The sequence below is a fragment of the Kitasatospora sp. NPDC086009 genome, from assembly GCF_044540385.1.
In the GTDB taxonomy this organism is placed as follows: Bacteria; Actinomycetota; Actinomycetes; order Streptomycetales; family Streptomycetaceae; genus Kitasatospora.
Genome location: NZ_JBITSA010000001.1, coordinates 106610 through 127904, shown reverse-complemented (window position 1 = coordinate 127904; position 21295 = coordinate 106610). Strand labels below are relative to the sequence as shown.

Annotated in this window: 14 protein-coding genes; 10 read left to right on the top strand and 4 right to left on the bottom strand. The window is 75.6% G+C overall.

Features of this window, described 5'->3' with window-relative positions; all coding sequences use genetic code 11:
• Positions 1-58: 58 nt before the first annotated feature.
• From ACIF6L_RS00565 to pcrA, 3 genes are all read left to right on the top strand, one after another.
• Complete coding sequence (locus tag ACIF6L_RS00565; protein WP_329492133.1) at positions 59-1405, top strand: PspC domain-containing protein; 1347 nt, start codon at positions 59-61, stop codon at positions 1403-1405.
• A complete protein-coding gene (locus tag ACIF6L_RS00560) occupies positions 1398-2096 on the top strand; it encodes a response regulator transcription factor (RefSeq protein ID WP_329488057.1) in 699 nt (232 codons plus the stop codon). Before ACIF6L_RS00565 ends, ACIF6L_RS00560 begins: the two co-directional genes overlap by 8 nt.
• A 117-nt stretch (positions 2097-2213) precedes the next feature.
• On the top strand, positions 2214-4847 hold the full coding sequence (gene pcrA / locus ACIF6L_RS00555) for a DNA helicase PcrA (RefSeq protein ID WP_359803528.1): 2634 nt from the start codon (positions 2214-2216) through the stop codon (positions 4845-4847).
• A gap of 109 nt (positions 4848-4956) precedes the next feature.
• Here the strand turns inward: pcrA and ACIF6L_RS00550 are convergent, their stop codons facing one another.
• The gene (locus ACIF6L_RS00550) at positions 4957-5766 is read right to left on the bottom strand and encodes a peptidoglycan DD-metalloendopeptidase family protein (RefSeq protein ID WP_396485591.1); all 810 of its coding nucleotides are present in this window, start codon (positions 5764-5766) and stop codon (positions 4957-4959) included.
• Positions 5767-6117: 351 nt separating this feature from the next.
• On the opposite strand from ACIF6L_RS00550, the gene ACIF6L_RS00545 reads away from it, so the two are divergent.
• Positions 6118-6525: a cobalamin B12-binding domain-containing protein gene (locus ACIF6L_RS00545; RefSeq protein WP_329492132.1), complete on the top strand. Its 408-nt coding sequence runs from the start codon at positions 6118-6120 to the stop codon at positions 6523-6525.
• Between the two features lie 213 nt (positions 6526-6738).
• On the opposite strand, the gene ACIF6L_RS00540 is transcribed toward ACIF6L_RS00545, so the two are convergent.
• Both ACIF6L_RS00540 and ACIF6L_RS00535 read right to left on the bottom strand, forming a co-directional pair.
• Entirely contained in the window at positions 6739-8397 is a 1659-nt protein-coding gene (locus ACIF6L_RS00540; RefSeq protein WP_396485589.1) for a DUF5691 domain-containing protein, read from the bottom strand.
• Positions 8398-8509: 112 nt separating this feature from the next.
• Entirely contained in the window at positions 8510-9832 is a 1323-nt protein-coding gene (locus ACIF6L_RS00535; RefSeq protein WP_396485587.1) for an SWIM zinc finger family protein, read from the bottom strand.
• Positions 9833-10010: 178 nt separating this feature from the next.
• On the opposite strand from ACIF6L_RS00535, the gene ACIF6L_RS00530 reads away from it, so the two are divergent.
• The 5 genes from ACIF6L_RS00530 to sucD all read left to right on the top strand — a co-directional run bounded on the left by ACIF6L_RS00530 (position 10011) and on the right by sucD (position 17237).
• On the top strand, positions 10011-11093 hold the full coding sequence (locus ACIF6L_RS00530) for an AAA family ATPase (protein WP_329488051.1): 1083 nt from the start codon (positions 10011-10013) through the stop codon (positions 11091-11093).
• Between the two features lie 126 nt (positions 11094-11219).
• Positions 11220-13532, top strand: a complete 2313-nt coding sequence (locus tag ACIF6L_RS00525) for a DUF5682 family protein (protein WP_396485585.1) — start codon at positions 11220-11222, stop codon at positions 13530-13532.
• Between the two features lie 101 nt (positions 13533-13633).
• The gene (locus ACIF6L_RS00520) at positions 13634-14824 is read left to right on the top strand and encodes a VWA domain-containing protein (RefSeq protein WP_359835078.1); all 1191 of its coding nucleotides are present in this window, start codon (positions 13634-13636) and stop codon (positions 14822-14824) included.
• A gap of 337 nt (positions 14825-15161) precedes the next feature.
• A complete protein-coding gene (gene sucC / locus ACIF6L_RS00515) occupies positions 15162-16334 on the top strand; it encodes an ADP-forming succinate--CoA ligase subunit beta (RefSeq protein WP_329488047.1) in 1173 nt (390 codons plus the stop codon).
• Between the two features lie 18 nt (positions 16335-16352).
• The gene (gene sucD / locus ACIF6L_RS00510; RefSeq protein WP_329488045.1) at positions 16353-17237 is read left to right on the top strand and encodes a succinate--CoA ligase subunit alpha; all 885 of its coding nucleotides are present in this window, start codon (positions 16353-16355) and stop codon (positions 17235-17237) included.
• A 226-nt stretch (positions 17238-17463) separates the two neighbouring features.
• Here sucD and ACIF6L_RS00505 read toward each other — a convergent pair whose 3' ends face one another.
• Complete coding sequence (locus tag ACIF6L_RS00505; protein ID WP_396485582.1) at positions 17464-19542, bottom strand: LuxR C-terminal-related transcriptional regulator; 2079 nt, start codon at positions 19540-19542, stop codon at positions 17464-17466.
• 135 nt (positions 19543-19677) lie between these two features.
• Between ACIF6L_RS00505 and ACIF6L_RS00500 the strand changes: the two genes are divergently transcribed.
• A complete protein-coding gene (locus ACIF6L_RS00500) occupies positions 19678-21279 on the top strand; it encodes a DUF6350 family protein (RefSeq protein ID WP_396485580.1) in 1602 nt (533 codons plus the stop codon).
• Positions 21280-21295: the final 16 nt, after the last annotated feature.

Genomic DNA, 21295 nt, shown 5'->3' with positions numbered 1-21295 from the left:
CGTGCCCGGCAGCGAGCGCCCGCCGTACCGGCGGCTCTACCGGAGCCCCCAGGGCCGGATGCTCGGCGGCGTCGCGCACGGGCTCGCGGTGCACCTCGGGCTGCCGGTCGCCTGGGTCCGGGTCGCCTTCGTGCTGCTCTTCTTCGCGCAGGGGATCGGCGCACTGCTGTACGCGGCGTTCTGGTTCGTGGTGCCGATCGGCATCGGCGAGCCCGCGCAGCGCGGCGGCGCGCACTGGGTCTACGTCAACGGCGCCTTCGTGCCGGCCGGCTCCTGGCAGGCCTCCGGGGCGTCGGGGGCGGAGCTGAGCAAGGGTCGGCGCGGCTGGATCGGCCGGCTGCGCGAACTGCTGCAGCACGCGCTGCAGGGCGAGCCCGCCACGGCGGTGGCCGAGCCGGGCGGGGAGCCCGCCCCGGGGCGGGCCGGGCGGCGCCAGGGCGGTCTGGGGCAGCTCGCCGCGCTGGTCATGGTGGTGATCGGGCTGATCGCCCTGCTGAACGCGCTCGGCGTGCAGACCGCCCGGCCGTACACCTGGCCGCTGCTGGCGATCGGCGTCGGTGTCGCGCTGGTCTGGCGGCAGGCCGACGACTCCCGCTGGCAGCGCTGGTTCGGCCTGGAGGAGGGCGAGAAGCGGCGCGGGGCCTACACCCGGGTCGGCGGCGGTGTGCTGCTGGTGGTGGCCGGCACCATCGCCTTCCTCGCCATGCAGGGCAGCGGCTCCACGCTCGGCTCGGTGGTGGAGGCCTCGCTGGCGGTGCTGGCCGGCGTCCTGGTGCTGGTGGGCCCGTACGCGCTGCGGATGTGGCAGGACCTCGGCGCCGAGCGGACCGCCCGCATCCGCGCGCAGGAGCGCGCCGAGATCGCGGCCCACGTCCACGACTCGGTGCTGCACACCCTGACCCTGATCCAGCGCCGGGCCGAGGACCCGAAGGAGGTGCTGCGGCTCGCCCGGGCCCAGGAGCGCGAGCTGCGGCTCTGGCTCTACCGCCCGGAGGCGGTCGCCGAGGACGCGCCGGACACCATGGCGGAGAGCCTGCGCGCGGTGGTCGCCGAGGTCGAGGACCGGCACGGCGTCCCGGTCGAGCTGGTCGTGGTCGGCGACTGCCCGATGGACGAGCGGATCGCCGCGCAGATGCAGGCCGCGAGGGAGGCGACGGTCAACGCGGCCAAGTACGGTGGCGGGGGACCGGTCCAGGTCTACGCCGAGGTGGAGGGAGAGACGGTGTCGGTGTTCGTACGCGACCACGGCCCCGGCTTCGACCCCGACACGGTGCCCGAGGACCGGATGGGTGTCCGCGAGTCGATCATCGGCCGGATGAAGCGCAACGGCGGCACCGCACGGGTGCGGCCCGCGCCGGACGGCGGCACCGAGGTCGAGCTGGAGATGGAGAGAACGAATGACTGACGCAGCGCCGACGGGAGGGACCCCGGCCGAGGGCGGGGGGAGGGTCGCGCGGGTCGTACTGGTCGACGACCACCGGATGTTCCGGACGGGGGTGCGGGCCGAGATCGGGCGCACCGAGGTCACCGGCATCGACGTGGTCGGCGAGGCCGACGACGTGGAGTCGGCGGTCCGCGTGGTCGCCGAGACCAGGCCCGACGTGGTGCTGCTCGACGTCCACCTGCCGGGCGGCGGCGGGGTCGAGGTGCTGCGCCGCTCGGCCGGGCTGATGGGCGAGCAGGTGAAGTTCCTGGCGCTGTCCGTCTCGGACGCCGCCGAGGACGTCATCGGCGTGATCCGCGGCGGTGCCCGCGGCTACGTCACCAAGACGATCACCGGCACGGACCTGGTCAACGCCGTCTTCCGGATCGCCGACGGCGACGCGGTGTTCTCGCCGCGGCTGGCCGGCTTCGTGCTGGACGCCTTCGCCGCCACGGACACCCCGCCGGTGGACGAGGACCTCGACCGGCTGACCCAGCGCGAGCGCGAGGTGCTGCGGCTGATCGCGCGCGGCTACGCGTACAAGGAGATCGCGAAGCAGCTGTTCATCTCGGTGAAGACGGTGGAGAGCCACGTCTCGGCCGTGCTGCGCAAGCTCCAGCTGAGCAACCGGCACGAGCTGACCCGGTGGGCCACCGCCCGCCGCCTGGTCTGACGGCCCTCGCGACGCCGCTCGCGCCAGGGCCGACGGCCCTCGCGAGGCCGCCCGCCCGGCCCGGATTCCTCCGGGCCGGGCGGGCTTGTCAGTGCGGGGCCATAGACTCGGAGTGCCATGAGTAGCCTCTTTGACGACCTCCCGCTCCCCGGTTTCGAGGCCCCCGCCGCCGGGTCGAAGCAGCAGCCCGCCGCCGCCCCGACGACGCAGGAGCCGCCGCCGTTCGAGGACGACGTCCCGTACGACGCGTACGAGGAGGCGATCCCCGAGGGGCTGTTCCAGACCGACCACGCGGCCCAGGCCGAGCGGGACGCCTTCTACCGCAACGGCGCCGCCCGCCCGGTGGTGGACCCGGCCCAGCTGCTGGAGGGGATGAACGACCCGCAGCGCGAGGCGGTCCTGCACGCGGGCTCGCCGCTGCTCATCGTGGCCGGCGCCGGCTCCGGCAAGACGCGCGTGCTGACCCACCGGATCGCCCACCTGCTGGGCGCCCGCGGGGTGCAGCCGGGCGAGATCCTGGCGATCACCTTCACCAACAAGGCGGCCGGCGAGATGCGCGAGCGCGTCGAGCAGCTGGTCGGGCCGCGGGCCCGGGCGATGTGGGTGTCCACCTTCCACAGCGCCTGCGTGCGGATCCTGCGCCGGGAGAGCAAGCTCCTCGGCTTCACGTCCTCGTTCTCGATCTACGACTCGGCCGACTCGCAGCGGCTGATGTCCCTGGTCTGCCGGGACCTCGACCTGGACCCGAAGCAGTTCCCGCCGAAGTCCTTCACGGCCAAGGTCAGCAACCTCAAGAACGAGCTGATCGACGAGGAGACGTACGCCGACCAGGCGGCCAACCCGATGGAGAAGAAGCTGGCCGAGGCCTACTTCCTCTACCAGCGGCGGCTGCGCGAGGCCAACGCGCTCGACTTCGACGACATCATCATGACGACGGTGAACCTGCTCCAGGCCTTCCCCGACGTCGCGGAGCACTACCGGCGGCGGTTCCGGCACATCCTGGTCGACGAGTACCAGGACACCAACCACGCCCAGTACATGCTGGTCCGGGAGCTCAGCGGGGGCTCCGCCGCGGCCGCGCCGAAGCGCACCGTGGACGGCGACTACGTGGACCCGGCCGCCGGACGGCTGGCCGAGGTGCCGCCGGCCGAGCTGTGCGTGGTGGGTGACGCGGACCAGTCGATCTACGCCTTCCGCGGTGCGACGATCCGCAACATCCTCCAGTTCGAGGAGGACTACCCGAACGCGACCACGATCCTGCTGGAGCAGAACTACCGCTCCACGCAGACCATCCTGAGCGCCGCCAACGCCGTCATCGAGCGGAACACCAGCCGCCGCGAGAAGAAGCTCTGGACGGCCGGCGACCACGGCGAGAAGGTCGTCGGCTACGTCGCGGACGACGAGCACGGCGAAGCCCAGTTCATCGCCGACGAGATCGACCGGCTGACCGACCGGGGCGAGGCCAAGCCCGGCGACGTCGCGATCTTCTACCGGACCAACGCCCAGTCCCGGGTGTTCGAGGAGGTGTTCATCCGGGTCGGCCTGCCGTACAAGGTGGTCGGCGGGGTGCGCTTCTACGAGCGCAAGGAGGTTCGGGACGTCCTGGCGTACCTGCGGGTGCTCTCCAACCCGGAGGACACCGTGCCGCTGCGCCGGATCCTCAACGTGCCCAAGCGCGGCATCGGCGAGCGGGCCGAGGCGATGATCGACGCGCTCGCCGGGCGCGAGCGGATCTCCTTCGCGCAGGCGCTCCAGCGGGTCGACGAGGCGTACGGCATGGCCGCCCGCTCGGCGAACGCGGTGAAGAAGTTCAACGCCCTGATGGCCGGGTTGCGACAGGTCGTCGAGTCGGGTGCCGGGCCCGCCGCGGTGCTGGAGGCGGTGCTGGAGGAGACGGGCTACCTCGCCGAGCTGCAGTCCTCCACGGACCCGCAGGACGAGACGCGGGTGGAGAACCTCCAGGAGCTGGCCTCCGTCGCCCTGGAGTACGAGCAGGACCCGGGCGAGCGGCCCGACGCGGGGGAGGACGACGCGCCGCCGGTCGGCTCGCTGGCCGACTTCCTGGAGCGGGTCGCGCTCGTCGCGGACTCGGACCAGATCCCGGACGAGGACGAGGAGGGCCGGGGCGTCATTACGATGATGACCCTGCACACCGCCAAGGGGCTGGAGTTCCCGGTGGTCTTCCTGACCGGCATGGAGGACGGCATCTTCCCGCACATGCGGGCGCTCAACCAGGTCAAGGAGCTGGAGGAGGAGCGCCGGCTCGCGTACGTCGGCCTCACCCGGGCGCGGGAGCGGCTCTACCTGACGCGTTCGGTGCTGCGCAGTGCCTGGGGGCAGCCCTCGTACAACCCGGCCTCGCGGTTCCTGGAGGAGATCCCGGACACGCTGGTGGAGTGGAAGCGGACGGGCGCGGCGTCGGTGCCGGCCTCGCGCGGGTACTCCTCGGGGTCGTCCTGGGGCGGGAAGTCCGCCGGTTCGGGCGGCTCCTCCCGGGGCGCGTCGCGCGGTGCGGCGGCGGCCGCCTCACCGAAGGCGGGCTGGGGGCAGTCGGCCCGGCGGGCCGGTACGGCGGTCGAGCGCGAGGTCGTGGCCCTGGCGGTGGGGGACCGCGTCACCCACGACACCTTCGGCCTGGGCACCGTGGTGGCCACCGCCGGTGTCGGCGACAAGGCGCAGGCCACGGTGGACTTCGGGACGGAGGGGCGCAAGCAGCTGCTGCTGCGGTACGCGCCGGTGGAGAAGCTGTAGGGCCCGGCGGCGCGGGCCCGGGGTTCCACCCGGGTCCGCGCCGGGCCGGGGTGCGCGCGACCGGCCCGGCGGGGCGGGGCCGGGGCGGGTGCGGCCCGGCGGGGCGCGGTCAGCGGGGGTCGACGCCCTGGGCGAGGAACCACGGCAGCGGGTCGACGGGGGCGCCGCCGCCGGCCGGGCGGATCTCGAAGTGCAGGTGCGGGCCGGTGCTGTTGCCGCTGCTGCCGACGAAGGCGATGACGTCGCCCGCCTTCACGGTCCCCTTGCGGATCTTGTACGACCGCAGATGGCAGTACCAGGCCTCGGTGCCGTCGGCCATCTTCAGTATCGACATGTAGCCGTACGACGGGTTCCACTGCGTGCGGATGACGCCGTCCGTGACCGCCATGACCTGGGTGCCGCCGTCGACGGGGAAGTCGATGCCGGTGTGGCGGGCCGCCCAGTGCGTGCCGGACGCGCCGAACATCTCGCCGAGCCCGCGCTGGGCGACCGGGAGGATGACCTTCGGGAGCTCGGGCTCCGGCGTCGGGGCCGGAGCGGCGAGCGCCGTCCCGCCCGCCGGGCCGGCGGGCTGGGTGCCGGAGAGCGGAGCGCGGGCGTCGCCGCGGGATGCCTGGTCGGCCTCGCCCGCGGCGAGGACCTGCTGGGCGGCGGCCCTGGCGGGCGCGGTGTCCGGGGCCTCGGCGGCCTGCTCGGGGGCCCGGCCGGCCGCCTGCGCACGCTGCTGGTCGGCCTCGCCCTGGACGGTCGCGGCGGCTGCCCCGGCCACTCCGAGGGCGGCCATCGACGGCAGCGCGACGCGCAGCAGGGCGGTCCGGGTGGCGGCCTTGGCGGCGCCGCGGCGCTGGGCGCGCGACTGCTCGCGGGCGGCCACCCGCAGCTCCGCACGGGTCGGGCGGGCGGCTGCGTCGGGAGCCATCGGGGGCTGCCTCCTCGGTGGACCTCGGGCACATCGTCGGGCGAGGGGAAGGGCGAGGGGAGGGACGGACGGAAAGGCGAGGGGAAAACAGCCGAGACTGTAGCCGTAACGCCGGGATCCGGACAAAAGTCCGTATGTCAAGAGGGGAGTTGGCGGCCTGCGGACGGAGCCGTCGGTGTATACCCGTCGGTAGCAAGGGGTGGGCCTGTGATTTTGCCCTCCTCTTGAGGGGCGGCACGGTCAGTCCGCCCGGGTGACGCTAACCTCCCCTCAGGTTGTTATTGCTGGTTAACCGCGCCCGTGCCCGACGAGGTCCGGTGGGTGGTGGACGACGAAGTCCAGGAGGCAGTGATGGGTGTGTCAGGCCCGATCCGTGTGGTGGTCGCCAAGCCCGGGCTCGACGGTCACGACCGCGGCGCCAAGGTCATCGCGCGTGCCCTGCGTGATGCCGGTATGGAGGTCATCTACACCGGCCTGCACCAGACGCCCGAGCAGATCGTCGACACCGCGATCCAGGAGGACGCGGACGGCATCGGGCTGTCGGTCCTCTCCGGGGCGCACATGACGCTCTGCGCGCGGGTGCTGGAGCTGCTGCGGGAGCGCGAGGCGGAGGACATCAAGGTCTTCTGCGGCGGCATCATCCCGGAAGAGGACATCGTCGAGCTCAAGGCGATGGGCGTCGCGGACATCTTCACCCCGGGGACGCCGACCCGGGACGTGGTGGCCTGGGTCGAGGCGAACCTGCGGGCCGCGAGCTGACCCCTCGGGCGGAGGTGTTCCGCGGGGCGCGCGCCTGCCGGGTACGCGCCCGCCTGCCGTAGCGCGCCCGCTGCGGGCGAGCCCTGCTTCGACCGTGTGCCAGCCGGGTGCGTGCCCGAGGGGTGCGCGCCGGTGGGGTGCGCCTGCCGAGTGCTGGGCCGGGCCGGTACGGGACACCCCCGTACCGGCCCGGCCGCGTTCCGGCGCGGGCGGTCAGGCGCCGAGTTCGGCGAGCATCGCCTCCCGGAAGCGCAGGGTGCCGGCCAGCCGGGAGAAGGTCTCGGCCCAGGCGCCGGCGGGCGCCGCCTCGGCGGCCAACTCCTCGACGGCGGTGGCCGTTGCGGGGGAGAGCGCGCGCTCCGTCATGCCGAGCACCCCGCTGTGGCTCCACGGGTACGCCCCGGAGGCGGCCGCCCGGGCGAGCGCCGCGACGACGGCGGTGGACAGCGGCGGGGTCCACGGAGCCGCGCAGGCCCCGAGCAGTTGGAAGGCCTCGCCGAGGCCGTGCACCTCGATGAACGCGGCCGTCCAGACGGCGCGTTCGGCGGGCGGGAGGACGGCGAGCAGCTTGGCGGGGGCTCCGGTGCTCCGGGGGGCACGGGCGGCGCGGCCGCCGCGGGACCCCGGTGCGGGGGCCGGGGCGGGGCCCAGCAACGCCCGTGCCCAGTCGGCGTCCTGCTGGCGGACGGCGGCCCTGGCCCAGGCCTCGCGCAGGTCGTCGGCCCAGCTGCTGTCGCTCTCGTCGAGGCTGTCGCCCACCCGGAGCCCGAGCAGCCGGCCCGGCGTCAGACCGGTGGACTCCGGCCACAGCGAGAGCGGCGTGGCGGCGATCACCTCGCCGAACCACCAGGCCCGCTCGCCGCGCCCGGTGGGCGACTTGAGTGGTATGCCGTCGCGCTGCATCGCGGTGTCGCACTCGGTGGGCGGGGTGACGAGCAGGTGCGTGCCGCGCTCGGAGAGGCGGACGGCGGCCCGGGCGCGCTCGGCCATCCGGTGGGCGAGCGTGGAGCCGGGGAGGGTGGAGAGCAACTCGGCGGCGGTGGCCCGGACGTTCTTGCTGCGATCGCCCAACGCGGCTTCGAGGAAGGGCTCGTCGGCGAGCGAGAGGCCGTCCTGGAGGGCGTCCAGGAAGAGCAGCCGGTCCTCGGCGCGCTCGGTGGGCCAGGTGCTCACCAGCAGGGCGAGGCCGGCGGCGGGGTCGCTCCGGCGCAGTGCGGTCAGATGGGTGACGCGCTCGGCGAAGAGCCCCTCGTGCCAGAGGTGGTGGTCCCCGGGAGCGGCGGCCGCCGGTCCGCCGGGCGCGGCCGTGCCGGCGGGCGCGTCGGTGGTGGTGCGGAGGACGAAGCGCCAGTCGGCGTTCCGGGCGGCGAGCCAGCGGCCCAGGGGGCCGGCCAGCGCCACGGCGTCGGGGCGCAGCTCGGTCCGGCCGCGGGCGGCGTCCAGCAGGGCCGGTACGGCGGCGGCGGGTGGGCGGAAGCCCCGGGCGCGGGCGGTGGCGAGCCACTGCGGGAGCAGTTCGGTGAGGTTGGCGAGGGTGCCGGGGGATCCGGCGCCCCGGCTGCCGAGCAGGAGGGTGAGCCGGCGGGCCGCGGGGGTGGGCAGTTCGGGCCGGTGGTCCTCGGGGGCGGGGGCGGCGAGCAGGGCGGTGACGGCCTCGCCGGCGGGGGCCGGGCGGGCTCCGGCGCGGCGGCGGACGGTCTCCAGGGCGGCGAGTTCGAGCAGGGCGGTGGCCGGGTCGGTGCGGTCGACGGCCAGGTGGGCGGCGGAGTCACCGGCGGCCGGGGGCGGCAGGGGGCGGCGGTCGGTGCCGAGGAGGGCGGTGGTGTGGAGGGACTCCCAGGGGTCGGTCGGGGTCGGGGCGGTGGGCGGCACGCGGGGCTCCTGCGGGTCGGTGGGTGCTGGTCGGAGGCTCTCGGGCGGGTGGGGCGCCGGGGCCCGCGGCGGGCCCGTGGGACGCGCGCGGGCCGGTCCCCGCTTCGGGGGCCTACCCGGTGGTGAGGTCGATCGGGCGGTGGTCCGCGCCCCAGGCGGTGACCGGGGCGAAACCGTGGTGGCCCTGCTCGCCGAAGACGGTGAGGGGGCGGCCGGTGGAGACGGCCGCGAGGCGCCAGAGGGCCGCTTCGGGGGTGGCACCACGGTGGACCGGGAGCGTGTGCCGGCCGTCGGTGAGCTGCCAGCCGTCGGGGGTGAGGACCGGGACGACGCCGGTCAGGACGGCCGGCCAGGCGTCGAGCCAGGGATCGTCCGCGACGGCGTCGCCGTAGGCGGCGACCGCTTCGGCGGGGGTGAGCCCGGGCGGCGGGGCGGCGGGGCCCTGGCCGGGGGCGTCGTAGCGGGTGCCGAGGGCGGCGCGCAGGGGGCGGGCCCCGGGGTGGAAGGCGAGTTCGGCCTCCAGCAGGTGGCCGGTGGGGAGGGCGAGGTCGGGGGCCCGGCCGGGGCGGCCGAAGGCGAGGAGCAGGGCGGCCCGGCCGGTCTTCGCGCCGCGCAGCCAGAGCCGGCGGGTGGTGAGGCGTTCGTCCGCTGCGCCGTCCAGCGGGGAGGTGCGGCTGCCGAGGACGTACCAGCGGTCGCGGACGGTGGGGCCGGCCAGTACCTCGGCGGCGTCGGTGGTGTAGCCGACCCGGGCCCGGACGGTGGCGGCCAGCGGGGCGGGCAGGTCGTCGATCCGGGTGGCGGCGGTGGCGAGCAGATGGAGCATGGCGTACTCCTCCAGGAGGTCGGGCCCGGTGACGGCGTCGAGTTCGCGGACGCGGGTGGCGAGGCCGGGGGCCTGGGCGTCGACCATCCGGGCGGCGACCTCCTCCCAGGGGCCGGCGGCGGACGGGTCCGCGAGGCCGTGGCGGACCCGGTCGGCCAGCCGCAGACGCAGCTCACCGGCGCCGGCGGCCACCCGGGCGTGGCGCTTCTCGGCCCGGCGGAGGGCGGCGGCCGGGTCGGCCGCGGCGGTGGCGCCGGTCGCCCGCCGCTCGGCGCGGTCGCGGCGCTCGGCCAGCCAGTCGGACGCCCAGTCGGAAGGCTCGCCGGCCGGGACGGCCTCGGGGGTGCCGCTCCAGAGCAGCAGCAGCCCGAGCGCGTGCTTGCAGGGGAACTTCCGGCTCGGGCAGGTGCACGAGTAGGCGGGCGTGGCCAGCTCGACGGCGGTGCGGTAGGGCGTCCGGCCGCTGCCCCTGCACTCGCCCCAGAGCGCGGCGCCGTCGGTGCCCGTGGCCGACCAGGGCGCGGGCGAGGAGAGCTTGCCCGCGGCCTTCTGCGAGCTCGCGTCGGGTGCCAGGGACAGGACGTGTTCGGTGCTCCAGCGTTCCTCCATGCCGACGACGGTAGGCGGAGGGACTGACAGGCCGGGTGGTCGAACTGAGGTCCGGTCAGGATTGTCAGTGGTCCGGTGCAGGGTGGTTCCCACAGGCCGGGACGCCGACCTGGCTCCCCCCGATCACCTCGCCGCCCGCCACCGGTGTGTCCGGCGGCCGACCCGAAGGAGCCCCCTGATGACCGACGTTCTGCGGCAGCACGCGGAGGACGCCTTCGCGGCGGAACTGGCCGCGCTGGCCGCGCAGGACGACCGCCCGCGTCCCGAGCGCTGGAAGCTCTCGCCGTGGGCCGTCGCCACCTATCTGCTCGGTGGCGAGCTGCCGGACGGCACCGTGGTCACCCCCAAGTACATCGGCCCGCGGCGGATCGTCGAGGTCGCCGTGACGACGCTGGCCACGGACCGGGCGCTGCTGCTGCTCGGCGTGCCCGGCACCGCGAAGACCTGGGTGTCGGAGCACCTCGCGGCGGCGATCAGCGGCGATTCGACCCTGCTGGTGCAGGGGACGGCCGGTACGCCGGAGGAGGCCGTCCGGTACGGCTGGAACTACGCCCAGCTGCTGACCAACGGTCCGAGCCGGGCGGCGCTGGTGCCCTCGCCGCTGATGCGGGCGATGGCGGACGGGAAGATCGCCCGGGTCGAGGAGCTGACCCGGATCCCGGCGGACGTCCAGGACAGTCTGATCACCATCCTGTCGGAGAAGACGCTGCCGATACCGGAGTTGGGCGGCGAGACGCAGGCCGTGCGCGGGTTCAACCTGATCGCCACGGCGAACGACCGGGACCGCGGCGTCAACGAGCTGTCGAGCGCCCTGCGCCGACGGTTCAACACCGTGGTGCTGCCGCTCCCCGGCTCGCTGGAGGAGGAGGTGGACATCGTCACCCGGCGGGTCGACCAGCTCGGCCGCTCGCTGGAGCTCGCCCCACTGCCCGGTGGAGCCGAGGAGATCAGGCGGGTGGTGACGGTCTTCCGGGAGCTGCGGGCCGGCCTCACGGTGGACGGCCGGACGAAGGTGAAGACGCCGAGCGGCACGCTGTCGACGGCCGAGGCCATCTCGGTGGTGACCAACGGTCTGGCGCTGGCCACCCACTTCGGGGACGGCGTGCTGCGGGCCGGCGACGTCACGGCCGGCATCCTCGGCGCCGTCGTCCGGGATCCGGTGGCGGACCAGGTGGTCTGGCGCGAGTACGTCGAGGGCGTGCTGCGCGAGCGGGACGGCTGGAAGGACTTCTACCGCGCCGCCCGGGAGAACGCCCGCTGACGCCATGGCAGTTCATGGCATTCGCGGCAGTTCAAGGCGGTCCAAGGCGGTCCAAGGCAGTTCAGAGCAGTGCTGAGCAGTTCGATTCAGTCCGAGTCAGTTCGAGGCACGAGGAGGGAGGGCGCGATGAGCGCGGAGGTGACGCTGCTGGGCGTACGGCACCACGGTCCCGGCTCGGCCCGCGCGGTGGCCGCCGCACTGGAGCAGTTGCGGCCGGACGCGGTGCTGATCGAGGGCCCGCCGGAGGCCGATCCGATCGTCGGGCTGGCGGCCGAGAAGGACATGGTGCCACCGGTCGCCCTGCTCGCCCACGTCGTGGACGACCCGGCCAGGGCCGCGTTCTGGCCCTATGCCGAGTTCTCCCCGGAGTGGGTGGCGATCCGGTACGGACTCGACGCCGGTGTACCGGTCCGCTTCATCGACCTCCCGGCCGCCTACGGCCTCGCCGAGGAGCGGGAGCAGCCGGAGCAGGGGGAGCAGCCGGAGCGGGCGGCGGACCCGATCGGGATGCTCGCCGAGGCCGCCGGCAGCGACGACCCGGAGCGCTGGTGGGAGGACGTGATCGAGCACCGCTCGCCCGGTACCGACGCGCTGGCCCCGTTCGCCGCGGTCGCCGAGGCGATGGCGGCGCTGCGCGAGGAGGTCGCGCCCGGCGGGCCCGTCCGGCGCGACGACCTGCGGGAGGCGTACATGCGCCAGCAGATCCGGGCCGCCAAGCGGGCCGGGCACCGGCGGATCGCCGTGGTCTGCGGGGCGTTCCACGTCCCGGCGCTGGCCGTGCTGCCGACCGTCGCGCACGACCGGGCGGTGCTGGCCGGCCTGCCGAAGAAGGTGCGCACCGACATCACCTGGGTGCCGTGGACGCACCGCCGGCTCTCCCAGCAGAGCGGTTACGGCGCCGGGATCGTCTCGCCGGGCTGGTACCACCACCTGTTCACCACCACGGGTGATCCGGTGCCGCTCTGGTTGACCAGGGCCGCCGACCTGCTGCGGGCCGAGGACCACCCGGTCTCCTCGGCGCACGTGATCGAGGCCGTCCGGCTGGCGCGGACGCTGGCGGTGATGCGCGGCCGCCCGCTCGCCGGCCTGACCGAGACCCTGGACGCCGTCCGCTCGGTGATGTGCGACGGCTCGGACGTCGCACTGGCGCTGGTGCACGACCGCCTGGTCACCGGGGACGTCCTCGGCGGGGTGCCGGACGGCGCTCCGGCGGTGCCGTTGCAGCGGGACCTGACCCGGCTGCAGCGCTCGCTGCGGCTGAAGCCGGCGGTCGAGCCGCGGGAGTTGGACCTGGACCTGCGCAAGGAGAACGACGCGGCCCGCTCCCGGCTGCTGCACCGGCTGCGGCTGCTCGGCATCGACTGGGGCGTGCCGAGCCGCTCCGCCGTCACCTCGACGGGCACCTTCCGAGAGAGCTGGCGGCTCTGCTGGCAGCCCGAGTTCGCCGTCCGGATCGCCGAGGCCGCCCAGTGGGGCACCACCGTCGAGGAGGCGGCGACCGGCCGGGCGGTCGGCGCGGCGCGGGCCGCGGTGGAGCTCGCCGAGCTGACCGCCCTGGTCGAGACCTGCCTGCTGGCCGGGCTGGCCGACGCGCTGCCCGCCGTGATGCGGATCCTCGCCGACTGCGCCGCGCTCGACACCGACGTCGCCCAGCTGGCCGGGGCGCTGCCGGCGCTGGTCCGCGCGCTGCGCTACGGCGACGTCCGCGGCACCGACCACCGTGCGCTCGGTGAGGTCGCGACCGGCCTCGCCGACCGGATCTGCGTCGGGCTGCCGCCCGCCTGCACCGGGCTGGACGCGGCCGGCGCGGAGGCGGTGCGCGGCCGGCTCGACGAGGTGCACGGCGCGATCGGCCTGCTGGAGCCGGGCGGCGGGCTCGTCGACCGGTGGGCCGGGACGCTGCGGGCGCTCGCCCGCCGCGAACCGGTCGGCGGTCCGGCCACGGGCGTGCCCGGCCTGCTGCGGGGGCGCGCCGTCCGGCTGCTGCTGGACGACGGACGGCTCGACTCCGAGGAGGCCGGCCGCCGGATGGGCCTCGTCCTCTCGGCGGCCAACGCCCCGGCGGACGCGGCCGGCTGGGTGGAGGGCTTCCTCAGCGGCGGCGGCGCCCTGCTGCTGCACGATCCCCGGCTGCTCGGCCTGCTCGACGGGTGGCTGACGGCGGTGCCGGCCGAGGTCTTCACCGATGTGCTGCCGCTGCTGCGCCGCACCTTCTCCGCGCTGGAGGCGGGCGTCCGCACCACCGTCGGCAGCAGGGTCGCGGCCGGTCCGCTGGGCACCGAGCCGGTGGCGGCGGCGGGCACGGGCCCCGAGCTGGATCCGGCCCGCGCCGACGCGGCGCTGCCCGTGGTCGCCCTGCTGCTCGGCCTGCCCGGCTGCCCGGTCCACCCCGCGGGGCCGCCGCGGATCCCCCGACAGGCCGAGGGCCGCGACACCTGACCCCGCACCCGACGCGCCCGACGCGCCCGACGTGACGCGCCCGACGCGATGTACCCGCACCCGACGACGCACCTGACCCGATGGACCGGAAGGAGCACCCGATGGCAGAGGCCACCACCCCCGCCGCTCCCGTCACCCTCGCCGCCGAGGAGCGGCTGCGCCGCTGGCGGCTGGTGCTCGGCGGCGAGGCGGACGGCACCGGCAGCGCGCTGCGCGGCCGGGACGCCGCGATGGACGGCGCGCTCGCCGCGCTGTACCGGGGCACGCCGCAGGAGGGCCGGGCCGGGCGGTCCGGCCGGCGCACCGCGGGGCTGGGCGGTTCGGCGCCGCAGGTGGCCCGGTGGCTCGGGGACATCCGCGAGTACTTCCCCACCAGCGTCGTCCAGCTGATGCAGCAGGACGCCATCACCCGCCTCGGCCTGGACCGCCTGCTGCTGGAGCCGGAGATGCTGGAGGCCGTCGAGCCCGACGTCCACCTGGTCGCCACCCTGCTCTCGTTGAAGCACGCGCTGCCCGAGACCACCCGGGAGAGCGCCCGCGCGGTGGTCGGCAAGGTGGTCGCCGAGCTGGAGCGCCGGCTCGCCGACCGCACCCGGGCCACCCTGGGCGGCGCGCTGGACCGCAGCGCCCGGGTGAACCGCCCGCGCCACCGCGACATCGACTGGGACCGCACCATCCGGGCCAACCTGAAGAACTACCTGCCCGAGCACGGCACCGTCGTCCCCGAGCGGCTGGTCGGCTACGCCCGGGCGCAGCGCGCGGTGAAGAAGGACGTCATCCTCTGCATCGACCAGTCCGGCTCGATGGCCCCCTCGGTGGTGCACTCGGCGGTGTTCGGCGCGGTGCTGGCCTCGATGAGGACGCTGGACACCCGGCTGGTGGTCTTCGACACCTCGGTGGTCGACCTCACCGAGCAGCTCGGCGACCCGGTGGACGTCCTGTTCGCGACCCGGCTCGGCGGCGGCACCGACATCAACCGCGCGCTGGCCTACTGCCAGTCGAGGATCACCCGCCCGTCCGAGACCGTCGTGGTGCTGATCAGCGACCTCTACGAGGGCGGCATCCGGAACGAGATGCTCAAGCGGGTGGCGGCGATGAAGGCGGCCGGCGTCCAGTTCGTCGCGCTGCTCGCGCTCTCCGACGAAGGGGCGCCCGCGTACGACCACGCGCACGCGGCCGCCCTGGCCACGCTCGGCGCCCCCGCGTTCGCCTGCACGCCGGACGCGTTCCCGGACGTCATGGCGGCGGCGATCGAGAAGCGGCCGATCCCCGTCCCGCCGCAGGGCGGGTAGCGACCGGGTGCGCGGGTTCACCCGGACGAGCGAACCCGGGCCCGGCCCCACCGCTGATCTGCGCACCTGCTGAGCAGGGCGCGCGGCAGTCGGTCGGGGCCTGGCTGTGACGGTTCTCACCCAAGCCGGGCCGGTCCCGGGCGAAACACGCCTGCCGTCCGGGGATAACCTGCCAGACGGACGTGACGCGCGTGTTGATTGACGTGTGCGCCCGTGGCTGTGTGGGCCGCAAGGCCGTACCTCTGCGTACCCGCACCGCCCCGACGACCCGCAGCGAAGATCCTGCCGTGGCACGCTCGTAGAGACACAATCCGCGACCACGAACAAGGACAAACACGTGGACCTGTTCGAGTACCAGGCGAGGGACCTCTTCGCCAAGCACGGGGTTCCCGTGCTTGACGGTGATGTCATCGAGACCGCCGCAGACGCTGCCGCCATCGCGGAGCGCTTCGGCGGCCGCGCCGTCGTCAAGGCTCAGGTGAAGGTGGGCGGCCGAGGCAAGGCCGGTGGCGTGAAGCTCGCCGCCGACCCGGCGGACGCCGTCGCCAAGGCCGAGGCGATCCTCGGGATGGACATCAAGGGCCACACCGTTCACAAGGTGATGCTGGCCCAGACGGCGGACATCAAGGAGGAGTACTACGTCTCCTTCCTGCTGGACCGCACCAACCGCACCTTCCTGGCCATGGCCAGCGTGGAGGGCGGTGTGGAGATCGAGGTCGTCGCGGAGGAGAACCCCGAGGCGCTCGCCAAGATCCCGGTCGACGCCAACGAGGGCTGCACCCCGGAGAAGGCCGCCGAGATCGTCGCCGCCGCGAAGTTCCCGGCGGAGATCGCGGACCAGGTCGCCGATGTCCTGCAGAAGCTCTGGGTCGTCTTCATCAAGGAGGACGCCCTCCTCGTCGAGGTCAACCCGCTGATCAAGTCCGGCGACGGCAAGATCATCGCGCTCGACGGCAAGGTCTCCCTGGACGAGAACGCCGAGTTCCGCCAGCCCGAGCACGAGGCGCTCGAGGACAAGGCCGCCGCCAACCCGCTGGAGGCGGCGGCGAAGGCCAAGGGCCTGAACTACGTCAAGCTCGACGGCCAGGTCGGCATCATCGGCAACGGCGCGGGTCTCGTCATGAGCACCCTCGACGTGGTCGCCTACGCGGGCGAGAGCCACGGCGGCGTCAAGCCCGCCAACTTCCTCGACATCGGTGGCGGCGCGTCCGCCGAGGTCATGGCGAACGGCCTGGAGATCATCCTGGGCGACCCCGACGTCAAGTCGGTCTTCGTCAACGTCTTCGGTGGCATCACCGCGTGCGACGCCGTCGCGAACGGCATCGTGCAGGCCCTGGCCCTGCTGGAGTCCAAGGGCGAGAACGTCTCCAAGCCGCTGGTCGTCCGCCTGGACGGCAACAACGCCGAGCTTGGTCGCAAGATCCTCGACGACGCCAACCACCCGCTGGTGCAGCGCGTCGACACCATGGACGGCGCCGCCGACCGTGCCGCCGAGCTGGCCAACAAGTAAGGAAGGGGACTTAACACCATGGCTATCTTCCTTACCAAGGACAGCAAGGTCATCGTCCAGGGCATGACCGGCTCCGAGGGCATGAAGCACACCCGCCGCATGCTCGCCTCGGGCACCCAGATCGTCGGTGGCGTGAACCCGCGCAAGGCCGGCACCACGGTCGACGTCGACGGCACCGACGTGCCCGTCTTCGGCTCCGTCGCCGAGGCCATCGAGAAGACCGGTGCCGACGTCACCGTCATCTTCGTGCCGCCGAAGTTCACCAAGGACGCCGTCGTCGAGGCCATCGACGCCGAGATCGGCCTCGCGGTCGTCATCACCGAGGGTGTCCCGGTCCACGACTCGGCCGCCTTCTGGGCGTACGCGGGCTCGAAGGGCAACAAGACCCGGATCATCGGCCCGAACTGCCCGGGCCTGATCAGCCCCGGGCAGTCCAACGCCGGCATCATCCCGGCGGACATCACCCAGGCCGGCAAGATCGGCCTGGTGTCGAAGTCCGGCACCCTGACCTACCAGCTCATGTACGAGCTGCGGGACATCGGCTTCTCCTCGGCCGTGGGCATCGGCGGTGACCCGGTCATCGGGACCACCCACATCGACGCTCTCAAGGCCTTCCAGGAGGACCCGGAGACCGAGCTCATCGTCATGATCGGTGAGATCGGTGGCGACGCCGAGGAGCGTGCCGCGGCCTACATCGCCGAGCACGTCACCAAGCCGGTCGTCGGCTACGTCGCGGGCTTCACCGCCCCCGAGGGCAAGACCATGGGCCACGCCGGCGCCATCGTCTCCGGCTCCTCGGGCACCGCGCAGGCGAAGAAGGAGGCCCTGGAGGCCGCCGGCGTCAAGGTCGGCAAGACGCCGTCCGAGACCGCCCGCCTGGCGCGTGAGCTGATCAACGGCTGACGCTCGCCCCGCGCATCGAGCGCCCCGTCCGGATCTCCGGGCGGGGCGCTCGCCGTTGTGGCGGGGCCTGCGGCCGGGAGCGCGGCGGCCCCACGCGCGCCGATCCGGCCGCGGCTCCGGCCGTCGCCGGTGAGGTGTGGCCAGTCGCCCCGTCGCCCCGTCGCCCCGTCGCCCCGGCGTCCGACCTGGCCCGGGTCGGACGCCGGGGACTCCGTCGGCGGGCCGCTCAGCGGTCCGCCGGGCAGGGGAGGAGCGACCAGCGGGTGCAGGCCGCCGGCCCGCCCGCCGAGCCGGGCGGGGGCAGGGCCGCCGCGGCGCGCGCGGCGGCCGGCAGCTCCCACAGCGGCGCCCGGGGCGGCGGCGGGTCCGCCACGACCGGCTCGACCCCGGGCGTCGGACTGCACCAGAGGCTGCGGATGCCCGTCGGCGGACCGTCCGGGACGAGCGGCACGGCGGAGCCGTTGACCGCGCCGCAGACCGCCTGCTTCGGCGGCTCGGGGGCCCGGTGGAACAGCGACCCCGGGCCGCTGCCGGCCAGTGTCGCCGCCGCCGCGCCGCCGACCGCCACCGTGATCAGCACCGCCGCCCCGGTCCGGGTGGCGTTTGCCAGTCGGTGCCGGGCGCGCAGCACCGGCACCGGAGGCCGTTGCGGCTCCGGGCAGCCGCGGACGGCGGCCCGGTGCAGCAGTCCGGCGAGCCCGTCGGCGAAACCCTCGGCAGCCGGATCGGGCCCGACCAGGTCCGGCACCCACTCCGCCAACGCCGCCCGGGCGGCCCACACCCGGCCCTCGGCGGCCGCCACGGTCGACTCCACCTCGACGGCCACGGCGGCGGCGGGCAGGCCCAGGCCGTCGTGCAGCACCAGCGCCCGGCGCTGCGGGCGGGAGAGCCGCTTGAGCGCCTTGAGCAGTGCGCGGTCCCGGTCGGTGAGCCGGTCGTGGTCCGGCAGTACGGCCTGCGACTCGTCGGCCGGGCGGACCTTGATCCGCCGGTGCGGCAGCCGCCAGACGTGCGTCCGCCGCGGACCGCCCCGGTGCCACGGCGAGAGCGCCGCCTCACAGGCCCGCGCCCGCACCCAGCCCTCCGGATCGGCCCCGGCCGCCACCTCGTCCCAGTGCCGGCGCGCCTCGCCGAAGGCCAGCCGCACGCAGTGCACGGCGCGGTGCTTGCAGGAGGTGAGCAGGAAGACCTGTTGGACCAGGCGGGTGTGGGCGGCCTCGTACAGCTCCTCGAACGACGGTACGGGTACGGCGTCCAGGGGCTCCGAGGTCGCACCTGCCGCGTTCGCGGCGGCCAGCGCGGCGGCGGCGGGCCTGTGGTCGTTCGGCTCGGGGGCGCTCCCGCCGTCGGTGCGAGGCGACCCGGCGGGTGTGGGGCCCTCGGCGGGGTTCGTCCGGGCGGGCGGCTTCGCGGCGGTGCCGGCCGGCCTGCCGCCGTTCGGCCGGGACGGTGCGCCTGACGCCGGTCCGGTCCGGGGGGCGGTGCGGCCGTCGGTGCGGGGCGTCCCGGAGGCGGCGGGGGTGTTCACCGCGCCGGTGGCCGGGGCGTCGGGTGTGCGGCCGTCGGTGCGGGGCGTCCCGGAGGCGGCGGGGGTGTGCGCGGCACCGGCCTTGCCGCCGTTCGGCCGGGGTGTCCCGGGGCGCGTGGGGTTCGGGTCGGCGGCGGGTCGCGGCGTGGGGGCCTCCTCCCCGGGGCGCGGGGCTCCGTGGGAGGCGGCGTCGCCCGGGCCGGTCGGCCGGGCCTTGGTGTGCCCGCGCCGTTCCCGCCCGGCCGGTTGCTCCACCGGGGTGCCGAGCCCCGGCGTGTCCGGCGGGCCCGCCGGACCGCCGGAGGCGCCCTGAGCGGGGCTCAGCAGTGCGGCGAAGGCGACGATCTCGGCGTGGGTCCGCGTGCCGAGCTTGCGCATGGCCCGGTGCTGGTAGCTGCGTGCGGTGGCTGGGGTGACGCCGAGCGCCGCCGCCGACTGGGCGAGGTCCAGGCCCGCCGCGAGGTGGGCGAGGGCCTGGGCTTCACGCGGCGTCAACTGCCGCAGCAGCCGGAGCGCCTCGCTCTGCCCTACGGCCGGCCCGTTCGCCTCGGTGGCCCGGCCGGGCCCGGCGGCACCGGCGGCACCGGCGGCACCGGCGACACCCGCAGCACCTGCGGCGGCCTGCGCCCCCCGGCCCCGTTCGGTCCGGCCCTTTCCGGGGCGTTCCTTCCCGGGGCGTCCCTGGGGTGCCGGGGGGTCGGCGGATCCGGCGGTCCGGGCGGGGTGGTTGGCGGCGGCGGCGTCGGCCGGGCGCTCGGCGGTCGGCGGCGTGGTCATCAGACGCTCCGGGCCGGAGCGGGGGCGACGGCATGAGGGCAGGGTCTGAAAATGCGCATAAGCCAATAATCTGGGACACGACGGTGGTTTGCCTCTTCACGGAGCATGGCGAGTCGCCTTGGCACCATGAGGCGCATGACGCAGCTGATGGGCCGTCCGATCCTGGAAGTGCCGGGCGAGCTGGGCGCCAGACCCGTCCTGGCCGACGTGCTCACCGGGGTGCGGACGGCGCTGCTCGGCCTGGCGGTGGTCGCCGTCCCGGTCCTCGGGCTCTGGGTGGTGACCCCGTACGCGGACGACGGCGCGGCCGGCGCCGTCCGGCTGGCCGGGGCGCTCTGGCTGCTCGGGCACGGCGCGCCGGTGCTCCGCGGTGCCCTGGACGCCCCGCTGACCGTGACTCCGCTGCTGCTCGGCCTGCTGGCGGTGGGCCAGCTCCACCGCGCGGGTGCCCGGGCGGCGGCCCGGCGCCGGCTGCGGCCGCGCTGGAGCGGCCCGTTGGCGGTGTGGTCCGGCTACTGCGCGGTCGCCGTGGTGGTGGTCGCGCAGTGTTCGGGCGCGGGCCTGTTCCGCGCGCGGGTGCTGCCGGACGTCCTGGTGGTGGCGCTGGTGGCGGCCGTCGCGACGGCCGTCGGCGCCCGGGCGACCGGGGCGCCCTCGCCGAGGTCCGGACCGGCGTCCTGGCCGGCCTCCTGGACGGCGCCCTGGCAGGTGCTCCGGCGGCGGGCGCTGGACGGGCTGCCCGCCTGGGCCCGCCTGGACGGGGGCGCGGCGGCGATCCGGTCGGCGGCGCTGGCCGCCGGTGCGGGGCTGGTGGCGGCGGGTGCGGCGGTGGTCGCGGTGGCGGCGCTGCTGGACGCGGTGACCGGGGGCGGCCACGGCACGGTGGCGCTCGCGCAGGGCCCGGCCGCGGTCGCCGGACTGCTGCTGCTCAGCGTGGCACTGCTGCCGAACGCGGTGCTCTGGGGGGCGGCCTACGCGCTGGGCCCGGGGTTCGCGGCGGGTGCGGGGACGGTGGTGGCGCCGTCCGGAACGGTGCGGGGGCCGGTGCCGGACTTCCCGCTGTTCGCCCTGCTGGCGGAGCCCGGCGCGGGCGGTTGGCGGCAGCTGGTCTGCCTGCTGCCGGCCCTGGCCGGGGTGGTCCCGGCCGTCCTGATCGGCCGTGCGGCGGCCGGGGCCCGGTACCCGGGCGGCGCGGACCGGACCATCCGGCAGCGGGAGGAGCCGGCGCCGGCCCGGCCCGGTGCGTGGCGGCCGGCGGGGACGGCCGTCGCCGTGCTGGCGGTGGCCCTGCTGACCGGTGCGGCCGCCGCAGTGCTCGGCTGGCTCTCCGGCGGGGCGCTGGCCGGCGGCCGGATGGCGGAGCTGGGCCCGGTGCCGTGGCGGACGGGGCTGGCGGCGGCGGGTTGGATCGCCGCGGTGGCCGTCCCGGGCGCGCTGCTGACCCGGGCCCGGGTCGCGGCCCGGACGTCGGCCACCACGGCGGCGGCCGGTGCGGACACCGGACTCGATACCGACGCGGTCGGCCTGCCCCGGGGCGGGACTGTCGGCGTTCCCGGAACCGTCGGCGTGCCCGGGGCCGTCGTCGCCCCCGGGAGCGGCGCGATCGCCGGCCGCGCGCGCCGGGGCGTGCTGTGGCTGCGCGCCCGCGTGTACGCCGTGGTGCTGCGGCTGGGTCGGTCGGCCGACGGCGCGGAGGCGGCCGCGGAGGACGCGACCGGCCCGGAGGAGCTGGACTGACGGCGGCGCCGTCCGT

Coding starts and splice junctions, on each gene's coding strand:
- ACIF6L_RS00565 (WP_329492133.1), top strand. CDS start 59: ATGCTCGGCGGCGTCGCGCACGGGCTCGCGGTGCACCTCGGGCTGCCG.
- ACIF6L_RS00560 (WP_329488057.1), top strand. CDS start 1,398: ATGACTGACGCAGCGCCGACGGGAGGGACCCCGGCCGAGGGCGGGGGG.
- pcrA (WP_359803528.1), top strand. CDS start 2,214: ATGAGTAGCCTCTTTGACGACCTCCCGCTCCCCGGTTTCGAGGCCCCC.
- ACIF6L_RS00550 (WP_396485591.1), bottom strand. CDS start 5,766: ATGGCTCCCGACGCAGCCGCCCGCCCGACCCGTGCGGAGCTGCGGGTG.
- ACIF6L_RS00545 (WP_329492132.1), top strand. CDS start 6,118: ATGGGTGTGTCAGGCCCGATCCGTGTGGTGGTCGCCAAGCCCGGGCTC.
- ACIF6L_RS00535 (WP_396485587.1), bottom strand. CDS start 9,832: ATGGAGGAACGCTGGAGCACCGAACACGTCCTGTCCCTGGCACCCGAC.
- ACIF6L_RS00530 (WP_329488051.1), top strand. CDS start 10,011: ATGACCGACGTTCTGCGGCAGCACGCGGAGGACGCCTTCGCGGCGGAA.
- ACIF6L_RS00525 (WP_396485585.1), top strand. CDS start 11,220: ATGAGCGCGGAGGTGACGCTGCTGGGCGTACGGCACCACGGTCCCGGC.
- ACIF6L_RS00520 (WP_359835078.1), top strand. CDS start 13,634: ATGGCAGAGGCCACCACCCCCGCCGCTCCCGTCACCCTCGCCGCCGAG.
- sucD (WP_329488045.1), top strand. CDS start 16,353: ATGGCTATCTTCCTTACCAAGGACAGCAAGGTCATCGTCCAGGGCATG.
- ACIF6L_RS00505 (WP_396485582.1), bottom strand. CDS start 19,542: ATGACCACGCCGCCGACCGCCGAGCGCCCGGCCGACGCCGCCGCCGCC.
- ACIF6L_RS00500 (WP_396485580.1), top strand. CDS start 19,678: ATGACGCAGCTGATGGGCCGTCCGATCCTGGAAGTGCCGGGCGAGCTG.